The following is a 17,645-nucleotide window of genomic DNA, read 5'->3' on the forward strand; positions in this document are numbered from 1 at the left end:
TAGCGCTTGATGGACAAGCGCTGCAAGCTATCAAAAACAGAGTGATCATGAACCTGCCAACCGCCCCCAGCGCCGACGGCGTCTGGCTGCACCTGCGGCCTGTGCCCGAACTGACCGTGGTCGATGCACCCTGCGCCCCGGACGAGCCCGCCTGCGTGGTGGTGCAGGGCGGCATGGTGCGCTGGGTGGGGCCTGTGCGGGCGCTGCCCCCGGCCTGCGCCGCCATTCCGCGCCACGATGCGCGCGGCGCCCTGGCCACGCCCGGCCTGGTCGATTGCCACACCCACCTGGTCTATGGCGGGCAGCGCGCCAACGAGTTCGCCATGCGCCTGGCGGGCGCCACGTACGAAGAGGTGGCGAAGGCGGGCGGGGGCATCGTGTCGTCCGTGAAGGCCACGCGCGAAGCGTCCGAGGACGAACTCTTCGCCCTGGCGGCGCCGCGCCTGCAGGCCCTGCTGGACGAGGGCGTCTGTGCCATCGAGATCAAGTCCGGCTACGGCCTGGCGCTCCCGCACGAGCGCAAGCAGCTGCGGGTGGCGCGCCGGCTGGGCGAGGCGTTGGGCGTGACGGTGCGCACCACCTTCCTGGGTGCGCATGCGTTTCCGCCAGAGTACGCAGGGCGCAGCCAGGCCTACACCGACCTCGTCTGCCACGAGATGCTGCCCGCACTGGCCGCCGAAGGCCTGGTGGATGCGGTGGACGTGTTCTGCGAGCGCATCGCCTTCACGCTGGCCGAGACCGAGCAGGTCTTCCAGGCCGCGCAGAAGCTCGGCATCCCCGTCAAGCTGCATGCGGAGCAGCTCTCGGACATGGGGGGCGCCGCGCTGGCTGCACGCTACGGCGCGCTGTCGTGCGACCACATCGAACACCTGTCGGCCGATGGCCTCGCCGCGATGAAGGCCGCGGGCACCGTGGCCGTGCTGCTGCCCGGCGCCTACTACACGCTGCGCGACACGCACCTGCCGCCCATCACGCAGCTGCGCGAAGCGGGCGTGCCCATGGCCGTCTCCACCGACCACAACCCCGGCACCTCGCCCGCGCTCAGCCTGCTGCTCATGGCCAACATGGCCTGCACGCTGTTCCGCCTGACGGTGCCGGAGGCGCTGGCCGGCATCACCACCCACGCGGCCCGCGCGCTGGGCCTGCAGGATTCGCACGGCCTCATCGCGTCCGGCCGGCCCGCCAACTTCGTGCTGTGGCCTCTGCGCGAAGCGGCCGAGCTGGCCTACTGGTTCGGCCACAAGCCCGCCTGCACCATCGTGCGGCAAGGGCGCATCCACGGAGTCTTGCCATGACCGACACCTCCCGCCAGCTGTTCGCTGCCGATGCCCTGCTGCCCACGGGCTGGGCGCGCAACGTGCGGATCGCATGGGACGGGGCAGGGCGCATCACCGCCGTCACGCCCAACGCCCAGCCCAACGGCTCCGCAGTGGCCACCGGCCCGGTGCTGCCCGGCATGCCCAACCTGCACTCGCACGCCTTCCAGCGCGCCTTTGCGGGGCTCACGGAATACCGGGGCGAAAGCCAGGACAGCTTCTGGAGCTGGCGCAACCTGATGTACCGCTTTGCCGCCCGCATCACGCCCGAATCGCTGCAGGCCATCGCCACTTGGCTTTATGTGGAAATGCTGGAGGCGGGTTACACCAGCGTGTGCGAGTTCCACTACGTGCACCACGACCACGACGGCACGCCCTATGCCGACGACGCCACGTTGTCGCAGGCCCTGCTGCGCGCGGCGCAGAGCGCGGGCATGGCCATCACGCTGCTGCCGGTGCTCTACCAGACCAGCGGCTTTGGTGCCAAGCCGCCGCGGGCCGACCAGGCGCGCTTTCTCCGCGACACGGACAACATGCTCTCTTTATTGGAGCGCCTGGCGCCCGCCACACAAGCGCAAGAGGCCATTTTGGGCCTGGCGCCGCATTCGCTGCGCGCGGTGCCGCCGGACAGTCTGCGTGCCGCCGTGCAGGGCCTCACGGCGCTGAATCCGCAAGCGCCCATCCACATCCACATCGCCGAGCAGACGCAGGAGGTGGACGACTGCCTCGCCTGGAGCGGCCAGCGCCCCGTGCAGTGGCTGCTGGAGCACGCGCCCGTGGACGAACGCTGGTGCCTGGTGCACGCCACGCACATGACCCCGCAGGAATATGCCGCCGCCGCCGCGACCGGCGCCGTGGCCGGCATCTGCCCCACCACCGAGGCCAACCTGGGCGACGGCATCTTCGACATGCCGCGGTGGCTGCAGCACGGCGGCCGCTGGGGCGTGGGCTCGGACAGCCACGCCTGCGTTAATGCCGCCGAAGAGCTGCTGATGCTGGAATACGGCCAGCGCCTGTCGCGCCGCCAGCGCAACGTGCTGGCCAGCAGCACCCAGGCCGAGGTGGCCACGGCCATGACCTTGCAGGCCGTGCAGGGCGGTGCGCAAGCGTCGGGCCGCACCGCACCCGGTGGGGCTGCGGGCCTGGCCGTGGGGGCGCGGGCCGACCTCGTCGTGCTCGACGCCCAGCACGTGGCGCTGCGCGACCTGCCCGGGCCCAGCATGCTGTCGTCCCACGTGTTCGGCAGCCACCGCACCTCGGCCATCGACAGCGTGTGGGTGGCCGGCGTGCAGCGCGTGGCGCAAGGCCGCCACGCGCTGCATGCATCCGCCGCCCAGGCCTTTGTGGCCGCGCGATCCGCCACCATTGCCGCAGATTGACTTTGCTTTCACCGGTTTTGCCATGACCCACACCGCACCGCTACCCCCGTTCACGTTCCACCAGGGCACCGCGCCGCTGCTCGTCTCGATGCCACACGCCGGCACCTACGTGCCGCCGCAGCTCGCCGCGCGCTTCACGGAAGAGGCCCGCCAAGTGCCCGACACCGACTGGCACATGGAGCGCCTGTATGCCTTCGCCAAGGACCTGGGCGCGTCCATCCTCGTGGCCACGCATTCGCGCTACGTGGTGGACCTGAACCGCCCCCCCGATGGCGCAAGCCTTTACCCCGGCCAGAGCGTCACCGGCCTGTGCCCGGTGGACACGTTTGACGACACGCCCATCTACGCGCACGGCGACGTGCCCGATGACGCGGAGATCGCCGCCCGCCGCGGGGCCGTCTGGGCGCCGTACCACGCGCAGCTGCGCGCCGAACTGGACCGCATCCGCGCCCGGCACGGCGTGGCCATGCTGTGGGACGCGCATTCCATCCGCTCCGTACTCCCGCGCTTTTTCGAGGGCAAGCTGCCCGACCTGAACCTGGGCACCGCCAACGGCGCCAGCTGCGACCCGGCCCTGGCGCAGGAGCTGCTCGCCATCGCCGAGTCCGCGCCGGGCTACACCGGCGTGCTCAACGGCCGCTTCACGGGGGGGTACATCACGCGCCACTACGGCCAGCCCGCGCAGAACATTCACGCGGTGCAGCTGGAGATGACGCAGTGCAGCTACATGCAGGAGGCCTTGCCGTTTGACTACCTGCCGGAGGTGGCGGCCGGCGTGCAGCCGCATCTGCAGCGCATGCTGGCGGCGGTGCTGGCGTTTGCCAAGGCGCGCCAAGGGTAATTACATTGCTCTTGTTTTGATAGCTTCCGGCGCTTTCTGGACAAGCGCTGGAGGTCAAAAAGGCTTGCAGCCCCCTTGCCGGGGGCGCCTTGGAGTCTGTTTACGATCTCGCAGGGGATCGTAAGGCTCTTAGCCGCCGCGCTGCGCCATCGCCTCGCCCAGCTGGATGGGCCGCGCCGGCGCCCACGCGGGGTTGAAGGCCAGCGGCCCCTGCGGGAACAGCATCACCACGGTGGAGCCGAGCAGGAAGCGCCCCATCTCCTCGCCCCGCTGCAGCCGCACCTGGCCCGGCGCGTAGTCCCACTGGCGCAGGATGCCGGGGCGCGGCGGGTTCACCTGGCCATGCCACACGGTGGCCATGCTGCCGACGATGGTGGCGCCCACCAGCACCAGCACGAAGGGCCCGTGGGCCGATTCGAACACGCACACCACCCGCTCGTTGCGCGCGAACAGGCCGGGCACGCCCCGTGCCGTGACAGGGTTCACCGAGAACAGGTCGCCCGGCACGTGGATCATGCGGGTGAGTTCGCCCGCGCAGGGCATGTGGATGCGGTGGTAGTCGCGCGGGCTGAGGTACAGCGTGGCGAAGTGGCCGTTGTCGAACCGCGCCCCCAGTGCTGCGTCGCCGCCCACGAGCGTGGTGGTCGAATACGAATGGCCCTTGGCCTGGAAGACCTGGTCCTGGGCAATCGGCCCGAACTGGCTGATGGCCCCGTCCACCGGGCAGACCAGGTCGGCATCGGCCAGCGGACGCGCGCCGGGCTTCAGCGCGCGGGTGAAGAAATCGTTGAAAGTGGCGTAGCTGGCGATGTCGGGGTTGGCCGCCTCGGCCATGTTGACGCGGTAGCGAGCGACAAAGCGGCGGATGACGGCCGTGGTCAGGCCGCCGAGCTGGGCCGATGCGAACTTGCCGGCAAGAGACGTCAGCGCCTGCTTGGGAAGAAGATACTGCGGAAGGACTGCGAGGCGGTCAGACACGGGATGGGCTTCCTGGGTAGAGGGAGCGGGCCATTCTACGGGGCCTGCGCTCACACCCCCAGGTACTGCTCCAGCAGCGCTGGCTGGGCATGCAGCGCCTGCGAGCTGCCTTCAAAAACCACCTGCCCCTTCACCAGGATCACGTTGCGGTCGGTGATTTGCGTGACGTGCTTCCAGTTCTTGTCCACGATCACGCTGCTGATGCCGCTGTCCTTGATGAGGCTGCAGATGCGCCAGATCTCCCGCGCGATCAGCGGGGCCAGGCCCTCGGTGGCCTCGTCGAGGATGAGCACGTCCGGGTTGGTCATGAGCGCGCGGCCGATGGTCAGCATCTGCTGTTCGCCGCCGCTGAGCTGCTGGCCGCCATGGCCCAGGCGCTCCTTCAGGCGCGGAAAGGTCTCCAGCACCCGCTCGTAGGTCCAGTCCCGCTGGCCGCGGGTGCCGGCGCGGGCGGCCATTTGCAGATTCTCGACCACGCTCAGGTTGCCGAAGATGCCGCGCCCCTCGGGCACGTAGGCGACGCCCAGGCGCGCCACTTCATACGGCGGGCGCCCGGTCATGTCGCGCCCGGCCACGGTCACCGTGCCTGTGCGCGGCCTGACCAGGCCCATCAACGACTTGAGCAGCGTGCTCTTGCCCATGCCGTTGCGTCCCATGAGGCCGATGGTTTCGCCCCGGCCCACGCGAAAGTCCACGCCGTGCAGGATGTGGCTCGGGCCGTAGAAGGTGTGGATGCCGCGGGCATCGATCCAGGGGGCGTTGCTCATCCTAGTGGTCCTCGCCCAGGTAGGCGGCCTGCACGGTGGCATCCGCGCGCACCTCGGCGGGTGTGCCGTGCGCGATGACCTGGCCGTTGACCATCACCGTGAGCCGGTCCGCCAGCGTGAACACGGCGTCCATGTCATGCTCCACCAGCATCATGGCGTGGGCGGGCTTGAGGCGCAGCAGCAGCTCGACCATGCGCTCCGCCTCGGCCACGCCCATGCCGGCCAGCGGCTCATCGAGCAGCAGCACCTGCGGTTCGGTCGCAAGGGTCATGGCGATCTCCAGCTGCCGCTGCTCGCCATGGCTCATGGCGCCGGCAATGGCGGCGCGCCTGTCTTTCAGGCCGGATAGCTCGATGGCGCTCTCCAGGCGTGCGCAAAGCGCTCTGTTTTTGATAGTGGATCGGCGCGTGTCCTGCCACCAGCGCAGCGGGTTCCAGGGCTGCTGCGGGTCGCGCGACTGGGCGGCCAGGCGCACGTTCTCGTGCACCGTCAGCGGCAGGAAGATGTTGGTCTTCTGGTAGCTGCGGCCCAGGCCTTGGCGCGAGATGCGCTCGGGTGCCCAGCCGGTCACGTCCGAGCCTTTCAGCAGCACCGTGCCTGCAGTGGGCGGCAGGTCGCCCGAGAGCAGGTTGGTCAGCGTGGATTTGCCCGCACCGTTGGGCCCGATCACGGCGTGGATCTGGCCGCGCCACAGGTCCACGGAGACGCCGCCCACGGCGGCCAGGCCGCCAAAGCGCTTGGTGAGCTGGCGGGCGCAGAGCAGGGCGGTATCAGCCATGGTGTGCGTCCTCCGGTGCGTTGCCGGATGTGCGCCGCGCCAGCATGCCCAACAGCCCGCGCGGTGCCACCAGCACCACCAGCACGATGAAGCTGCCCATCAGCAGCTGCCAGTGCTTGGTGAGGTCCTTGAACACATGCAGCAGGTATTCCAGCGCAAACGCGCCCACGATGGCCCCCGCAAAGTTGCCCATGCCGCCCAGGATGACCATCATGATGGCGTGCGCGCTCATGTGAAAACCCATCAGCTCGGGGTTCACGTAGCCCGTCTGCGCACCCCACAGGTAGCCTGCCAGGCCCGCCAGCGCACCGGCCACGGTAAAGGCGGTGAGCTTGTAGCCCTGCGTGCCGAACCCCATGGCCCGCATGCGGTGCTCGTTGATGCGGATGCCCGCCAGCGACCGGCCCAGCGGGCTCCAGAGCAGGCGGCGCAGCAGGGCGTAGACGGCGACCACCAGCGCCAGTGTGAAGTAGTAGAAGGTCTTGCGGCCTTCCAGGTCGAACGGCAACCAGCCCAGGATGGATGCGTCCGGCCGGAAGTTGATGTACAGCCCGTCCGAGCCGCCCAGCGCCTTGTTGTCGAAGAACAGGTAGAACACCATCTGCGCGAACGCCATGGTGACCATGATGAAGTAGATGCCGTGCGTGCGCACCACAAAGAAGCCGATGATGAGCGCCGCTACGCCCGCGCCCGCCACGGCCAGCGGCAGCGTCCACCACAGGCTCACCGGCGCGTCTGCCGGCGTCAGGAAGGCCAGCGCATAGCCCGCGATGCCGAAGTAGGCCGCATGCCCCAGCGACACCAGTCCCGTCACGCCCTGCAGCAGGTCCAGGCTCATCGCAAAGATGGCCATGATCATCATGCGCGTGACCATCTGCACATAAAAGTCGCTGCCCACGAAGGGAAAGGCGAGCAGGGCCACCAGGCCGAGAGCCAGCGTGAACTGCGCGCTGCGGGGCAGCACTTCGATGTTGGCACGGGGTGTGCTCATTGTTTGAAGAGGCCTTCCGGTTTCCACAGCAGCACGGCCGCCATCAGCATGTACACGAGCATGCCCGCCACGGACGGCAGCAGCACCTTGCCGAACGTGTCGACCAGCCCCACCAGCAACGCCGCAACCAGTGCGCCCCGTACCGAACCGATGCCCCCGATCACCACCACCACGAAACACATGATGAGCACCGAGGCGCCCATGTTGGGGTACACGCTCGACACCGGCGCCGCCACCATGCCCGCCACGGCGGCCAGCCCCACGCCCAGGGCGAACACCGTGGAGTGGATGAGCTTGATGTTCACGCCCAGCGACTCGGCCATGTCGCGGTTGAACGCGCCGGCGCGGATCTTCATGCCCAGGCGGGTCTTGGCAATCAGCAGGTACAGGCCGGCCGCGAGCGCGATGCAGACGCCCGAAATGAACAGCCGGTACACGGGGTAGGACAGGGTGTCCGTGAGCGGCACGGACCCGTCGAGCAGGGCAGGGATGGCCACGCCGTGAACGTCGTCGCCCCACAGCAGCGAGCGCAGTTCCTCGAAGATGTAGATGAGGCCGAAGGTCAGCAGCACCTGGTCCAGGTGGTCGCGGTGGTAGAAGTGGCGAAACAGCAGCCACTCCAGCGCCAGGCCGAACACCACCGCCAGCAGCGCGCCGCCCAGGATGGCCAGCGCCAGGCTGCCGAAATACCCCGACAGCGAATACCCCAGGTAGGCACCCAGCATGTAGAAGCTGCCGTGCGCCAGGTTGACCACGCCCATGATCCCGAAGATCAGCGTGAGCCCGGCCGCCAGCATGAACAGCAGCAGCCCGTACTGCACGCTGTTGAGCAACTGGATCAGGAAGGTGGCGAAGTCCATGAAAACGGAGGTGGTTTTTGCGGGCGGCGGCGGAAGTGGCCAACGCCTCCGGTCAAGCTGCGTTGGGCGGCGGTATCTGTGCCCCTGAAGCTGGCAACTGGCGCGGCCCCATGGAGGGCAGCCAAGCAAGGGCCGCCCTGCAGCGAGGGCTGCGTCCCCCTGCCCGCAGCGCGCAGCGCTGCGAGAGCGGGGGGAAGGCGCGCAGCGCCTCAGGGGGGTGTCACATCTACCCCATCCTGCACCCGGCGCCGCTGTCGGCCAGGGCCTTGGCCGCAACGCCGATTACCTTGTTCTCCTTGTTCTCCACACGGCGCAGGTAGATGTCCTGCACGGGGTTGTGCGCTTTGCTCATCGTCCACTTGCCGCGGGGGCTGTCGATGGTGGCGCTTTCCATGGCCTTGATGACGGCGGGCTTGGCGGAGAAGTCGCCCTTCACCGCGTTGGCACCCTGCACCAGCAGCAGGCCCGTGTCGTAGCCCTGCACCGCGTACACATCGGGCTGGCTGCGGAAGGCCTTGGCGTATTCCAGGCGGAACTGCTTGTTGCGCGGCGTGTCCAGCGAGTCGCTGTAGTGCATGGTGGTGATGATGCCGTCGGCTGCGGGCCCGGCGGCATCCAGCACCCCTTCGGTCAGGAAGCCCGATCCGTACAGCGGAATCTTGTCCTTGAGGCCGGCCGCCGCGTAGTCGCGGATGAACTTGGCCGCGCCGCCGCCGGCAAAGAAGCAGGCCACAGCGTCGGGCTTGAGCGCGGCAATCTCGGTGAGCAGTGCCTGGAACTCCACGTTCGGGAAGGGCAGGCCCAGTTCCTTGACGATGGTGCCGCCCGCCTTGGTGTAGCTTTCCTTGAAGCCCTCGAACGCCTCGTCGCCCGCGGCGTACTTCCAGGTAATCCACACGGCCTTCTTGTGGCCTTTCTCGACCATGGCCTTGCCCAGCGCCAGCGTGGGCTGCGAGTTGGAGAACGAGGTGCGGAACACATTGGGCGCGCACAGGGCCCGCGTGGCGGCATGCACACCCGCGTTGGGAATGAGGTTCAGCACGCCCGTGTCGCGCGCGACCTTCTGGATGCCCATCTGCACGCCCGAGTGCACGGTGCCGATCAGCACATCCACCTTGTCGCGCTGCACCAGCTTGCTGGCGTTTTCCACACCCTTGCTGGGCTCGGACTCGTCGTCCACCTTGAACCATTCGATCTCGCGGCCGCCGAGCTTGCCGCCCTGCTGGTCGATGGCCATGCGCACCCCGTTCTCGATGGCCACGCCCAGCTGGGCGAAGGTGCCTGTGTACGGCAGCATGAAGCCCACCCTCACCTTGCCGCCTTGTGCCCGCACGATGGCGGGCAGCAGGAGCCCGGTGGATGCGGCGCCCACGATGGCGGCACTGCGGCGGAGGACAAGACGGCGAGAGGTCATGGGGCAGTCTCCAGGCTGGTTTGTTTAGGCTTAAAGCAATTTACCTGAACCCTCCCAGCGTGGAAACCTATGGCTTACCCGTACCGTGCGGAGGCCCTGGCCAGTGGTGCTGCAGCGGGCAGGGCGACCGCGGCGGTACCATCGCGATGGCCAGGCACAGTGCCTCGCTGATGTCTGCCCCATGCCAGAGCCTTTGTCCGACTCCCGCACCCCCGCCTCCACGCCTTCCACCCCGCCATGGCCCGAGCGGTCCGCCCGCTGGCTGCGCGCCTTCTGGCCCGCCCCGCTGGGCATTGATGGCCGCGAGCGGGTGCGCTTCATCGTCGGCGCGGTGCTGGGCGTGCTGTTCACCGCGGCGCTCAGCCGGTGGTGGGCGGGCGCAGGGCACGCTGGCCCGTGGATCATGGCGTCGCTGGGGGCCAGCGCCGTGCTGGTGTTCGGCATGCCCTCCAGCCCATTTGCCCAGCCGTGGCCCGTGGTGGGCGGCAGCACCCTGTCGGCCCTGGTGGGCGCGGCGTGCGCCGCATGGGTGCCCGATCCGGCCGTAGCGGGCGCGTTGGCCGTGGGGCTTGCCATCGCGCTCATGGTGCCCTTGCGCTGCCTGCACCCGCCGGGCGGGGCGATGGCCCTGTTCATGGTGATCAACGCCGGCAGCGGATGGCGGATGGCGCTGTTTCCCATTCTTTTCAACGTGGGCGTGCTGCTGGTGGCGGCGGTGCTCTACAACACGCTGACGGGGCGCCGCTACCCGCACCCGCAGCAGCCGCGGCAGGGCCGCGCCATTGCTGCCGGCGCCTTCACCGCATCGGACGTGGATGCGGCCCTGGCCCACTACAACCAGGTGCTGGACGTGAGCCGCGCTGATCTGGAAGGCCTGCTGCACCTGGCCGGCCGTGCGGCGTTTCAGCGCACGCTGGGAGACCTGCGGTGCGAGGACATCATGTCCAGGCCGGCTTTTGCCGTCGAGGCCGGTGTTTCGCTGAAGGAGGCCTGGACGCTGATGCGTGCCGAGCAGATCAAGGCCTTGCCGGTGGTTGACGCGCAACGGCTGGTGGTGGGCATCGTCACCGTGGCCGATTTCATGCGCCTGGCCAACCTGGACACGCACGAAGGGCTGGGGCAACGCCTGCGGGCCCTGGTCATGGGGCGCAGCGGCCAGCCCGGCTCCGTGGGCGAACTCATGTCCCATCCCGTGCAGGTGGCCCAGGTCCAGCAGCACGCCATGGACCTCGTGCCCCTGTTTTCCCAGGGCGGACACCACCACATTCCCATCGTGGACGGTGAACAGCGCCTGGTGGGCATGATCACGCAGACGGACCTGGTGCGCACCCTGGCGCAGGCGGTGCAGGGACGTGACGAGCCAGGCGAAGAGTTGCGGCCTGCTGCTGCTTCACGCTGATCGCAGCTTTGGCCGGGGGGCGTGAATGCGCTCCGATGTCGCCACCCACAGGCTCTGTAGGCAAAGCAGGGCGCATCGCAGTACAATTGACAAGCTTTGCACAGTGCATTGCCTGTCCACTGAAGAAAAGCCGAGCCCACGCCGGTCTTCCCGGCCCTCTGCCTGATCTGCGCCCCGGGTGCAGCGTCTCCCACCGCCCCGCAATGCCCAGTGTGTTAAGCCGTGCCGCAAGGCGCGGTGGTTTGTTTTGTTGCGCCTGCGGCTGCCGCAAGGCTGGATACCGGCGGCACCCGCCCATCGCAGACAGATATTTGAATTGAAGAGATAGAGAACATGGCCAAAGAAGAACTCATCGAGATGCAGGGCTCCGTCACCGAAGTGCTGCCTGATTCGCGCTTTCGCGTCACGCTGGACAATGGGCACCAACTCATCGCCTACACCGGCGGCAAGATGCGCAAGCACCACATCCGTATCCTGGCCGGCGACAAGGTGTCGCTGGAAATGTCGCCCTACGACCTGACCAAGGGCCGCATCACCTTCCGCCATCTCCCGGGCCGAGGCCCTGGCCCGGCGCCGTCCGGCAACCGTTGATCGGCGGGCGGCCGACCAGGGCGTCTCTGTGGTGATCCCGCGCTGCACTGTTGCTGCAAGGGCTGTGGGCACCAAGGCGTCGCCGAGTGTCCGCGCCACCGATTGCTAGCAAAAGAATCACAAAAGGCTGGCAATCGGCAAAAACAAGGGAAATGCCGGGTTAGAATACTAGCTGTCGGAGCGTAGCGCAGCCTGGTAGCGCATCTGCTTTGGGAGCAGAGGGTCGCGAGTTCGAATCCCGCCGCTCCGACCAATGTTTGCAAGGCCCGCAGAGATTTTCTCTGCGGGCCTTTTTTGCTTGCGCCTGTGGGGGCGCTGTGCCTTAGGTAAATACTTCAATCAGCCCGTATCAATGCTCCGGTTGTCCATATGGCGAAGCAACAGGCCGTGTCATGGGCGTTGCCGGCGAGAACGCTGCCGCCAAAAACCGACAAAAATTCGCTTTGCGTTCTCAGCCAACGGCAACTGTTTGTTTAAAAGGATTGGTTGAATCGCGCCGTCCAGCACTGCTGGTATGGGAGGTTCCAGGTCTTGACTGTGCTGGGCGGAGTATTCGCGTCGAAGGCATAGCCTGAAGGGGCCAGAGCTGTGACCGTAAGCACGCCGGCTGCCGCTTGGTCTAAATTGATGGCCCCGCCTGTGGCTGGGTTCGCGATGAGTTCGGGCCCTTGGGTATAGGCAATTGATGTGGTCACGCTTGCGTCACTGGGCGAGAAGGTGGGGGCGGTGGCCAGTCGGGGCGGGTAAATCGTGTAGGTCGCCGAATTGAGGCCCAGCGTCCATGTCTTGACGTAGAGCGGCTGTGTCATGTCGCAAGCCGCAGTGGGCTCGGTGAGCACACTTAGCAGCTGCAGCGGTGGAGGTGCTGGCGGTGGAGGTGCTGGCGGTGGAGGCGCGGCACACACCGCCGCGGTCGTGCAGGAACTGCCCGGCGCGAGGGTTGCGCCCACCGCGCAGGAGCCTGTCTCGGCGGCATTGGCATTGCTGGCGATCCTGATGCTCACGCCGCTGGTGTTGGTCACGGTGAGCAGCGGCGCGGGGCTGGCGTAGGGGATGGCGGCGTCCGCCACCGTGCCGCCCGCAGGGTTGTTGAACTCATAGGGCCCGGCAGCGCGCACTGCCTGGACCAGGCCATCACCGCCCTGCATGCCCAGCAGGCCCGCAGAAGCCCACAGCGCAACGGCCCAGGTCTTGGCGCCGCGCCGGGTGCGCTGGCTGTGCCACGCCAAGCCGCCCAGCAGGGCTGCGAGAACAGCCATGCTGAACGAGGTGAGCCCGGGGACGGGCGCAGCACCCGGGAGGGTTGCCGCCACATAGCCAAGGGAGACCTGGCAGGTGCCGGGGGCGGATTGCGCCAGGGCTGCCATGGAGCCGCTGGCGGCAGCGGCAAAGACCAGAACGCGGGTCGGGCGGGGCAAGAAGGGGCAGGGCGAGCGCATGGTCGTGCTGGGCTGTGAAACTCCGCCCGATGCTATTTGCGATGGCGGAATCAAACCGTCAACAATCATGAAGCAGTTGTGCCGTTCACGGCGCTGCGATGGCGGGGCGCTCCCCGGCCCCGTGGGGGCTGCTTGGGGCTTGCCAGTACCTGCCGGGACTTGCGTACCATCGGGGGCCGCGGGGTGCTGTCCCTTGCACCTGCCTTGCAATCCATGCCCCATCCCTGATGAGCCCTGTGCCTTTCTCTCAGCCCCTTTCGCCCCCAAACCCGGCCCCTCGCACTTCGCAGCGGTATGACAGCGTGGACGCATTGCGGGGCTTCGCCATGGTGTGGATGACGGTGTTCCATTTCTGTTTTGACCTGAGCCACTTGGGCTTTTGGCCGCAGAACTTCCGCGCCGATCCTTTCTGGACCCTGCAGCGCACGGCCATCGTGAGCCTGTTTCTTTTCTGCGCTGGCGTGGGCCAGGCCATTGCCTTGCAACAGGGGCAGGGGTGGGGCCGTTTCGGGCGGCGCTGGCTGCAGATTGCCGGCTGTGCGCTGCTGGTGTCGGCCGGCTCGTTGGTGATGTTCCCGCAGAGCTTCATCTATTTCGGGGTGCTGCATGGCATGGCCGTGATGCTGGTGGTGGCCCGCTGCACTGCGGGCTGGGGGCGCTGGCTGTGGCTTGCCGGTGCGGTGGCCGTGGCGCTGCCGTGGGCTGCCCCACCGCTGCTGGGCGGTGCGTGGGCCGACGCGGCCTCCTGGTTCAATGGCCGGGCGCTCAACTGGCTGGGGTGGGTGTCGCGCAAGCCCTATACGGAAGACTATGTTCCGGTGCTGCCCTGGCTGGGTGTGATGTGGTGGGGGCTGGCGGCGGGCCAGTGGGCCTTGGCTGGCGGGCAGCGGGCCCGCTGGCTGCAGCAGCGGGTGTGGCCGGCGCTGGCGCCTCTGGCGGTGCTGGGCCGCTGGAGCCTGAGCTACTACATGCTGCACCAGCCCGTCATGATCGGCCTGCTGATGGCCGTGGCCTGGTTTACGCGGACCGCGGCGGGGTAGAGCAGGGTGGCGGCTGTGCAGGCGCCCATAAAAAAACGCGGCCCGGGCCGCATTTTTTTATGGGAGGAAGGTGCGAGACCGCTTACTCGACCTTGGCTTTGGCGCGCAGGTCTTCCTGGAACTTGGTCAGCTTTTGCTGTTGCAGCTGCTGGGCCACTTGGGGCTTGACTTCTTCCAGCTTGGGCAGCTCGGCCTTGCGCACGTCGTCCAGGCGGATGACGTGCCAGCCGAATTGGCTCTTGACGGGCGTTTCGGTCATCTTGCCCTTTTCGAGCTTGACCAGCGCTTCAGAGAATTCGCTCACGTAGCTGGCCGGGTTGGCCCAGTCCAGGTCGCCGCCCTTGGCGCCAGAGCCTGGGTCCTTGGACTGCTTCTTGGCGATGTCTTCAAACTTGGCGCCCTTCTTGATGGACGCGATGATGGCCTTGGCGTCGGATTCCTTCTCGACCAGGATGTGGCTGGCCTTGTATTCCTTGCCGCCGTTGGCTGCGACGAACTTGTCGTACTCTGCCTGGATCTCGGCGTCGGTCACGGGGTTGTTCTTCTGGAAGTCGGCGAACAGTTCGCGGATCAGGATGGTCTGGCGCGCCAGATCCATCTGGGCCTTGTAGTCGGCCGATGCCTCGAGGCCGCGCTTCTGGGCTTCCTGCATGAAGATTTCACGCGCGATGACTTCTTCCTTGATCTGGCCCTCGAGATCCGGCGTCACCGGACGGCCCGAGCGCTCCACCTGCTGCTTGAGCGCTTCGACGCGCTCCTTCGGCACGGCCTTGCCGTTGACGATGGCGACATTCTGGGCGGATGCGGGCAACGCCAACGTGCCCAGCACGGCTGCGGCCACGAGGCCGGACAGAAGCTGTTTCTTCATGCGGAATCCAAACAATGATGGGTGATTTTGTGCCGGCTGATTCCGGCCATGGGCACATCGGGCCGGGTCAGAGAACTTCAATGGCAAGGGCGTGTACGCCTTGGTCAATAAATTCTTGCAGCGCATCATACACAAGGCGGTGTTGCGCGACCCGGGGCTTGCCTGTAAAGAAAGGTGACGCGATGCGGACGCGGAAGTGGGTGCCGAACCCGGTGCCGTTCGCCCCGGCGTGGCCTGCGTGGGCCTCGCTTTCGTCCAGCACTTCCAGTGCGGTGGGCGCTAGGCGCTGCGCGAGCGCCTCGTGCATCTGTTGGGCCAGGGATGTCATGGAGCTTTTTTTCCTGTTCTTCAGCGTCAGGCGGCAGGTTCGTCGTTCTTGAGATGCGGGGCCACGTAGATGCCCTGCGCCACCAGGAACACCAGCGGGAACACGTAGCCCCAGAGCTTGAAGTCCACCCAGGCTTCGGTGCTGAAGTTGACGACCACATAGGCATTGATGGCGGACATGAAGGCGCAGTACACGATCCACGCCACGTTCAGGCGGTGCCACACGCCATCGGGCAGGGCCAGCTGGCTGCCCAGCAGGAGCTTGAGGAAGTTCTTCTTCAGCACCCACACCGCCACCGCGAGCGCCACCGACATGGCGCCGTAGAGCACGGTGGGCTTCCACTTGATGAAGCGGTCGTCCTGCAGCACCAGCGTGAGCGTGCCAAAGAGAAGGATCAGGACCAGGGTCACCTTGTGCATCGTCTGCAGGCGCCGGTCGATGGCATAGATCAGCGCCATCTGGAGCACGGTGGCTGCCATGAGCACGGCCGTGCCCACATAGATGCCGTAGAACTTGTAGGCACCGAAGAACAGCAGGATGGGAAAGAAATCGATCAGAATTTTCATGGGTCAACAGAAAAGCCCGGTGCTCACTTGCTGCCGGACTCGAACTCCAGCGAGGCCGAGTTCATGCAGTAGCGCAGCCCGGTGGGGGCCGGGCCGTCCTCAAAGACATGGCCCAGGTGTGCCCCGCATTGTGCACACACCGTCTCGGTGCGCACCATGCCATGGCTGCGGTCGACGATTTCCGTGATCGCGCCGGGCACGGCTTGCGAGAAGCTCGGCCAGCCGCAGCCAGCATCGAATTTGGTACCCGAGTCAAACAGTTTGGCCCCGCAGCAGATGCAGTGGTAGCTGCCGTCGGCCCAGTGGGCTTCGTATTTTCCCGTGAAGGGGCGCTCCGTCGCGGCATGGCGGGTGACCTGCCATGCCACGGGCTCGGCGCCCTTGTCCTGCAGAAGGGCTTGCCACTCGGCATCGGTCTTTTGGATGGGGTAGGTCATGAGGAGCAGCTGATTTCGATGGAGGAAGCCCATTCGGGCGGGAAGGCGGCGTACGCGTCGTGGCCGGGGTGCTCGTCAAACGGGCGCTCCAGCAGCCGCAGGAGGGTTTGGACTTCGCTGAAGTCGCCAAGTTTCGCCGCGCGGATGGCCTGCTCGCCCAGGTGGTTGCGCAGGACGAACTTGGGGTTGGTTTTTAGCATCAAAAGTGCCGCTGGCGCCCGTCCATAAAGCGCAAGAAGCTCTGAATATGATAGCAACCAGCGGTCGAACGCGGCGCGGTCCGCGAACAGGTCGCGCACCGGCTCGAAATCGCCGGCCTGTACGGCGTGCGAAAGGCGGCGCCAGAAAATGGGGTAGTCCACGGCGTTGCGGGCCAGCAGGTCCAGGATGCCGTCGATCAGCGCGGCATCGCCGTCCCGGGCGCTGGCCAGGCCCAGCTTGGCGCGCATGCGGGCCATGAACTCGGCGGGGAACACCGTCTTGTACGACTCCAGCGCGTCCTGGGCGAGCTCGGCGTCGCCGATCAGGGGAAGCAGCGCCTGCGCCAGGCAAAACAGATTCCAGTACGCCACGTTGGGCTGCCGGTTGTAGGCATAGCGGCCCTGGGTGTCGCTGTGGTTGCAGATGTGGCCGGGGACAAAGGCGTCCAGAAACTGGAACGGGCCGTAGTCGATCGTCAGGCCCAGAATGCTCATGTTGTCGGTGTTCATCACGCCGTGGCAGAAACCTACGGCCTGCCATTGAGCCATCAGGCGCGCGGTGCGTTCGCTGACCGCGTTCAGCAGCGCTGCGTAGGGGTTGCCGCCAAAGGCCGCCGAGGCCCGGCATTCGGGGTAGTACCGGTCCACGACGTAGTCCGCCAGCGTGCGCAGCGGGTCCGCAAGGTCGCGCGCCGCGAAGTGCTCGAAATGGCCGAAGCGCACAAAACTGCGGGCCACGCGGGTGACCACGGACGCGGTCTCCACCGTCTCGCGCTGCACCGGTGCAGCCGACCCCGTGATGCACAGCGCGCGCGAGGTGGGAACGCCCAGGCCGTGCATGGCTTCGCTGCACAGGTATTCGCGGATGCTGGAGCGCAGCACGGCGCGGCCATCGCCCATGCGCGAGTAGGGGGTGCGTCCGGCCCCCTTGAGCTGGATCTCCCACCCCTGCGCCGTCTCTCCCAGCAGGATGGCGCGGCCGTCACCCAGTTGCCCCGCCCACACGCCGAACTGGTGGCCGCTGTACACCGTGGCCAGGGGGCGCGAGCCGGGCAGCAACGTGTTGCCCGCGAAGGCCTGCAGGGCCGCGTCCGAGGTGAGCCAGTCCGGGTCCAGTCCGACCAGGCGGGCCACCGCTGAGCTGGTGCCGACCCAGTGGGGCGCCGGCAGTGGGGTGGGGCGCAATTCGGTGTAGAAATCCGTCCCCAGCGCAGCGAAGCGGTGGTTCCAGGCCAGGCCGGCGTCGGCTGCGGCGGTGTCGGTCTCGGCGGGCAGATGCATGGCCGGATTGTCCCGCAGGCCGGATGCCGCGCGGCCCGCAGGGATTTGCGCCGCAAAGGGCTAGGGATCCTCTTCACGAATCATCGCGCCATGTGCATCTGCGGACTCGGGCGGTCTGCGGCGTTGCAAAACCTCGCAATAGCTACGGCTATTGCTGCGTTTTGCGCCTTGC

18 protein-coding genes and 1 tRNA gene are annotated in these 17,645 nt (G+C 67.2%); 7 read left to right on the forward strand and 12 right to left on the reverse strand.

Annotated features, from left to right (window positions below):
• The first annotated feature begins 47 nt into the window (after positions 1 to 47).
• From hutI to hutG, 3 genes are read left to right on the forward strand one after another with little or no spacing between them, the layout of a single operon-like run.
• Positions 48 to 1,295: an imidazolonepropionase gene (gene hutI, locus ACOYR3_RS11345; RefSeq protein ID WP_422842494.1), complete on the forward strand. Its 1,248-nt coding sequence runs from the start codon at positions 48 to 50 to the stop codon at positions 1,293 to 1,295.
• Positions 1,292 to 2,695 (forward strand): formimidoylglutamate deiminase, encoded by a 1,404-nt coding sequence (locus ACOYR3_RS11350; RefSeq protein ID WP_422842495.1) that lies wholly within the window; start codon positions 1,292 to 1,294, stop codon positions 2,693 to 2,695. Before hutI ends, ACOYR3_RS11350 begins: the two co-directional genes overlap by 4 nt.
• A 22-nt stretch (positions 2,696 to 2,717) precedes the next feature.
• Positions 2,718 to 3,536, forward strand: coding sequence for an N-formylglutamate deformylase (hutG, locus tag ACOYR3_RS11355; RefSeq protein ID WP_422842496.1), 819 nt, complete (start codon positions 2,718 to 2,720; stop codon positions 3,534 to 3,536).
• Between the two features lie 129 nt (positions 3,537 to 3,665).
• On the opposite strand, the gene asd is transcribed toward hutG, so the two are convergent.
• The 6 genes from asd to ACOYR3_RS11385 form a co-directional block, all read right to left on the reverse strand.
• Positions 3,666 to 4,514, reverse strand: coding sequence for an archaetidylserine decarboxylase (gene asd / locus ACOYR3_RS11360; RefSeq protein WP_422842497.1), 849 nt, complete (start codon positions 4,512 to 4,514; stop codon positions 3,666 to 3,668).
• 50 nt (positions 4,515 to 4,564) lie between these two features.
• Complete coding sequence (locus ACOYR3_RS11365) at positions 4,565 to 5,281, reverse strand: ABC transporter ATP-binding protein (protein ID WP_422842498.1); 717 nt, start codon at positions 5,279 to 5,281, stop codon at positions 4,565 to 4,567.
• A 1-nt stretch (position 5,282) separates the two neighbouring features.
• Positions 5,283 to 6,059, reverse strand: a complete 777-nt coding sequence (locus ACOYR3_RS11370; RefSeq protein ID WP_422842499.1) for an ABC transporter ATP-binding protein — start codon at positions 6,057 to 6,059, stop codon at positions 5,283 to 5,285.
• Positions 6,052 to 7,050, reverse strand: a complete 999-nt coding sequence (locus ACOYR3_RS11375; RefSeq protein WP_422842500.1) for a branched-chain amino acid ABC transporter permease — start codon at positions 7,048 to 7,050, stop codon at positions 6,052 to 6,054. The genes ACOYR3_RS11370 and ACOYR3_RS11375 overlap by 8 nt, the downstream gene beginning before the upstream one ends.
• Entirely contained in the window at positions 7,047 to 7,910 is an 864-nt protein-coding gene (locus ACOYR3_RS11380) for a branched-chain amino acid ABC transporter permease (protein WP_422842501.1), read from the reverse strand. The genes ACOYR3_RS11375 and ACOYR3_RS11380 overlap by 4 nt, the downstream gene beginning before the upstream one ends.
• A gap of 226 nt (positions 7,911 to 8,136) precedes the next feature.
• The gene (locus tag ACOYR3_RS11385) at positions 8,137 to 9,324 is read right to left on the reverse strand and encodes an ABC transporter substrate-binding protein (RefSeq protein ID WP_422842502.1); all 1,188 of its coding nucleotides are present in this window, start codon (positions 9,322 to 9,324) and stop codon (positions 8,137 to 8,139) included.
• 181 nt (positions 9,325 to 9,505) lie between these two features.
• On the opposite strand from ACOYR3_RS11385, the gene ACOYR3_RS11390 reads away from it, so the two are divergent.
• From ACOYR3_RS11390 to ACOYR3_RS11400, 3 genes are all read left to right on the forward strand, one after another.
• Positions 9,506 to 10,723 carry an HPP family protein gene (locus tag ACOYR3_RS11390; RefSeq protein ID WP_422842503.1) on the forward strand — a complete coding sequence of 406 codons (1,218 nt, stop codon included), beginning with the start codon at positions 9,506 to 9,508 and terminating at the stop codon, positions 10,721 to 10,723.
• A 333-nt stretch (positions 10,724 to 11,056) separates the two neighbouring features.
• Positions 11,057 to 11,314: a translation initiation factor IF-1 gene (gene infA, locus ACOYR3_RS11395; RefSeq protein WP_422842504.1), complete on the forward strand. Its 258-nt coding sequence runs from the start codon at positions 11,057 to 11,059 to the stop codon at positions 11,312 to 11,314.
• 176 nt (positions 11,315 to 11,490) lie between these two features.
• A tRNA-Pro gene (locus tag ACOYR3_RS11400) sits at positions 11,491 to 11,567 on the forward strand.
• A 220-nt stretch (positions 11,568 to 11,787) separates the two neighbouring features.
• Here ACOYR3_RS11400 and ACOYR3_RS11405 read toward each other — a convergent pair.
• Positions 11,788 to 12,732 (reverse strand): midcut-by-XrtH protein, encoded by a 945-nt coding sequence (locus ACOYR3_RS11405; protein ID WP_422842505.1) that lies wholly within the window; start codon positions 12,730 to 12,732, stop codon positions 11,788 to 11,790.
• Between the two features lie 248 nt (positions 12,733 to 12,980).
• Here ACOYR3_RS11405 and ACOYR3_RS11410 point away from each other — a divergent pair, with 248 nt between their 5' ends.
• A complete protein-coding gene (locus ACOYR3_RS11410) occupies positions 12,981 to 13,793 on the forward strand; it encodes a DUF1624 domain-containing protein (protein ID WP_422842506.1) in 813 nt (270 codons plus the stop codon).
• A gap of 82 nt (positions 13,794 to 13,875) precedes the next feature.
• Here the strand turns inward: ACOYR3_RS11410 and ACOYR3_RS11415 are convergent, their stop codons facing one another.
• From ACOYR3_RS11415 to ACOYR3_RS11435, 5 genes are all read right to left on the reverse strand, one after another.
• Complete coding sequence (locus ACOYR3_RS11415; protein WP_422842507.1) at positions 13,876 to 14,661, reverse strand: foldase protein PrsA; 786 nt, start codon at positions 14,659 to 14,661, stop codon at positions 13,876 to 13,878.
• 67 nt (positions 14,662 to 14,728) lie between these two features.
• Positions 14,729 to 14,989, reverse strand: coding sequence for a BolA family protein (locus ACOYR3_RS11420; RefSeq protein WP_422842508.1), 261 nt, complete (start codon positions 14,987 to 14,989; stop codon positions 14,729 to 14,731).
• Between the two features lie 26 nt (positions 14,990 to 15,015).
• Positions 15,016 to 15,555, reverse strand: a complete 540-nt coding sequence (locus tag ACOYR3_RS11425) for a septation protein A (protein WP_422842509.1) — start codon at positions 15,553 to 15,555, stop codon at positions 15,016 to 15,018.
• A gap of 23 nt (positions 15,556 to 15,578) precedes the next feature.
• Entirely contained in the window at positions 15,579 to 15,992 is a 414-nt protein-coding gene (gene msrB, locus ACOYR3_RS11430) for a peptide-methionine (R)-S-oxide reductase MsrB (RefSeq protein ID WP_422842510.1), read from the reverse strand.
• The gene (locus ACOYR3_RS11435; protein ID WP_422842511.1) at positions 15,989 to 17,473 is read right to left on the reverse strand and encodes a protein adenylyltransferase SelO; all 1,485 of its coding nucleotides are present in this window, start codon (positions 17,471 to 17,473) and stop codon (positions 15,989 to 15,991) included. Before ACOYR3_RS11435 ends, msrB begins: the two co-directional genes overlap by 4 nt.
• Positions 17,474 to 17,645 lie beyond the last annotated feature (172 nt).

Source organism: Acidovorax sp. M2(2025) (assembly GCF_049330835.1).
Lineage (GTDB): Bacteria > Pseudomonadota > Gammaproteobacteria > Burkholderiales > Burkholderiaceae_C > Acidovorax.

Coding starts and splice junctions, on each gene's coding strand:
- hutI (WP_422842494.1), top strand. CDS start 48: ATGAACCTGCCAACCGCCCCCAGCGCCGACGGCGTCTGGCTGCACCTG.
- ACOYR3_RS11350 (WP_422842495.1), top strand. CDS start 1,292: ATGACCGACACCTCCCGCCAGCTGTTCGCTGCCGATGCCCTGCTGCCC.
- hutG (WP_422842496.1), top strand. CDS start 2,718: ATGACCCACACCGCACCGCTACCCCCGTTCACGTTCCACCAGGGCACC.
- ACOYR3_RS11365 (WP_422842498.1), bottom strand. CDS start 5,281: ATGAGCAACGCCCCCTGGATCGATGCCCGCGGCATCCACACCTTCTAC.
- ACOYR3_RS11370 (WP_422842499.1), bottom strand. CDS start 6,059: ATGGCTGATACCGCCCTGCTCTGCGCCCGCCAGCTCACCAAGCGCTTT.
- ACOYR3_RS11375 (WP_422842500.1), bottom strand. CDS start 7,050: ATGAGCACACCCCGTGCCAACATCGAAGTGCTGCCCCGCAGCGCGCAG.
- ACOYR3_RS11380 (WP_422842501.1), bottom strand. CDS start 7,910: ATGGACTTCGCCACCTTCCTGATCCAGTTGCTCAACAGCGTGCAGTAC.
- ACOYR3_RS11385 (WP_422842502.1), bottom strand. CDS start 9,324: ATGACCTCTCGCCGTCTTGTCCTCCGCCGCAGTGCCGCCATCGTGGGC.
- ACOYR3_RS11390 (WP_422842503.1), top strand. CDS start 9,506: ATGCCAGAGCCTTTGTCCGACTCCCGCACCCCCGCCTCCACGCCTTCC.
- infA (WP_422842504.1), top strand. CDS start 11,057: ATGGCCAAAGAAGAACTCATCGAGATGCAGGGCTCCGTCACCGAAGTG.
- ACOYR3_RS11410 (WP_422842506.1), top strand. CDS start 12,981: ATGAGCCCTGTGCCTTTCTCTCAGCCCCTTTCGCCCCCAAACCCGGCC.
- ACOYR3_RS11415 (WP_422842507.1), bottom strand. CDS start 14,661: ATGAAGAAACAGCTTCTGTCCGGCCTCGTGGCCGCAGCCGTGCTGGGC.
- ACOYR3_RS11420 (WP_422842508.1), bottom strand. CDS start 14,989: ATGACATCCCTGGCCCAACAGATGCACGAGGCGCTCGCGCAGCGCCTA.
- ACOYR3_RS11425 (WP_422842509.1), bottom strand. CDS start 15,555: ATGAAAATTCTGATCGATTTCTTTCCCATCCTGCTGTTCTTCGGTGCC.
- msrB (WP_422842510.1), bottom strand. CDS start 15,992: ATGACCTACCCCATCCAAAAGACCGATGCCGAGTGGCAAGCCCTTCTG.
- ACOYR3_RS11435 (WP_422842511.1), bottom strand. CDS start 17,473: ATGCATCTGCCCGCCGAGACCGACACCGCCGCAGCCGACGCCGGCCTG.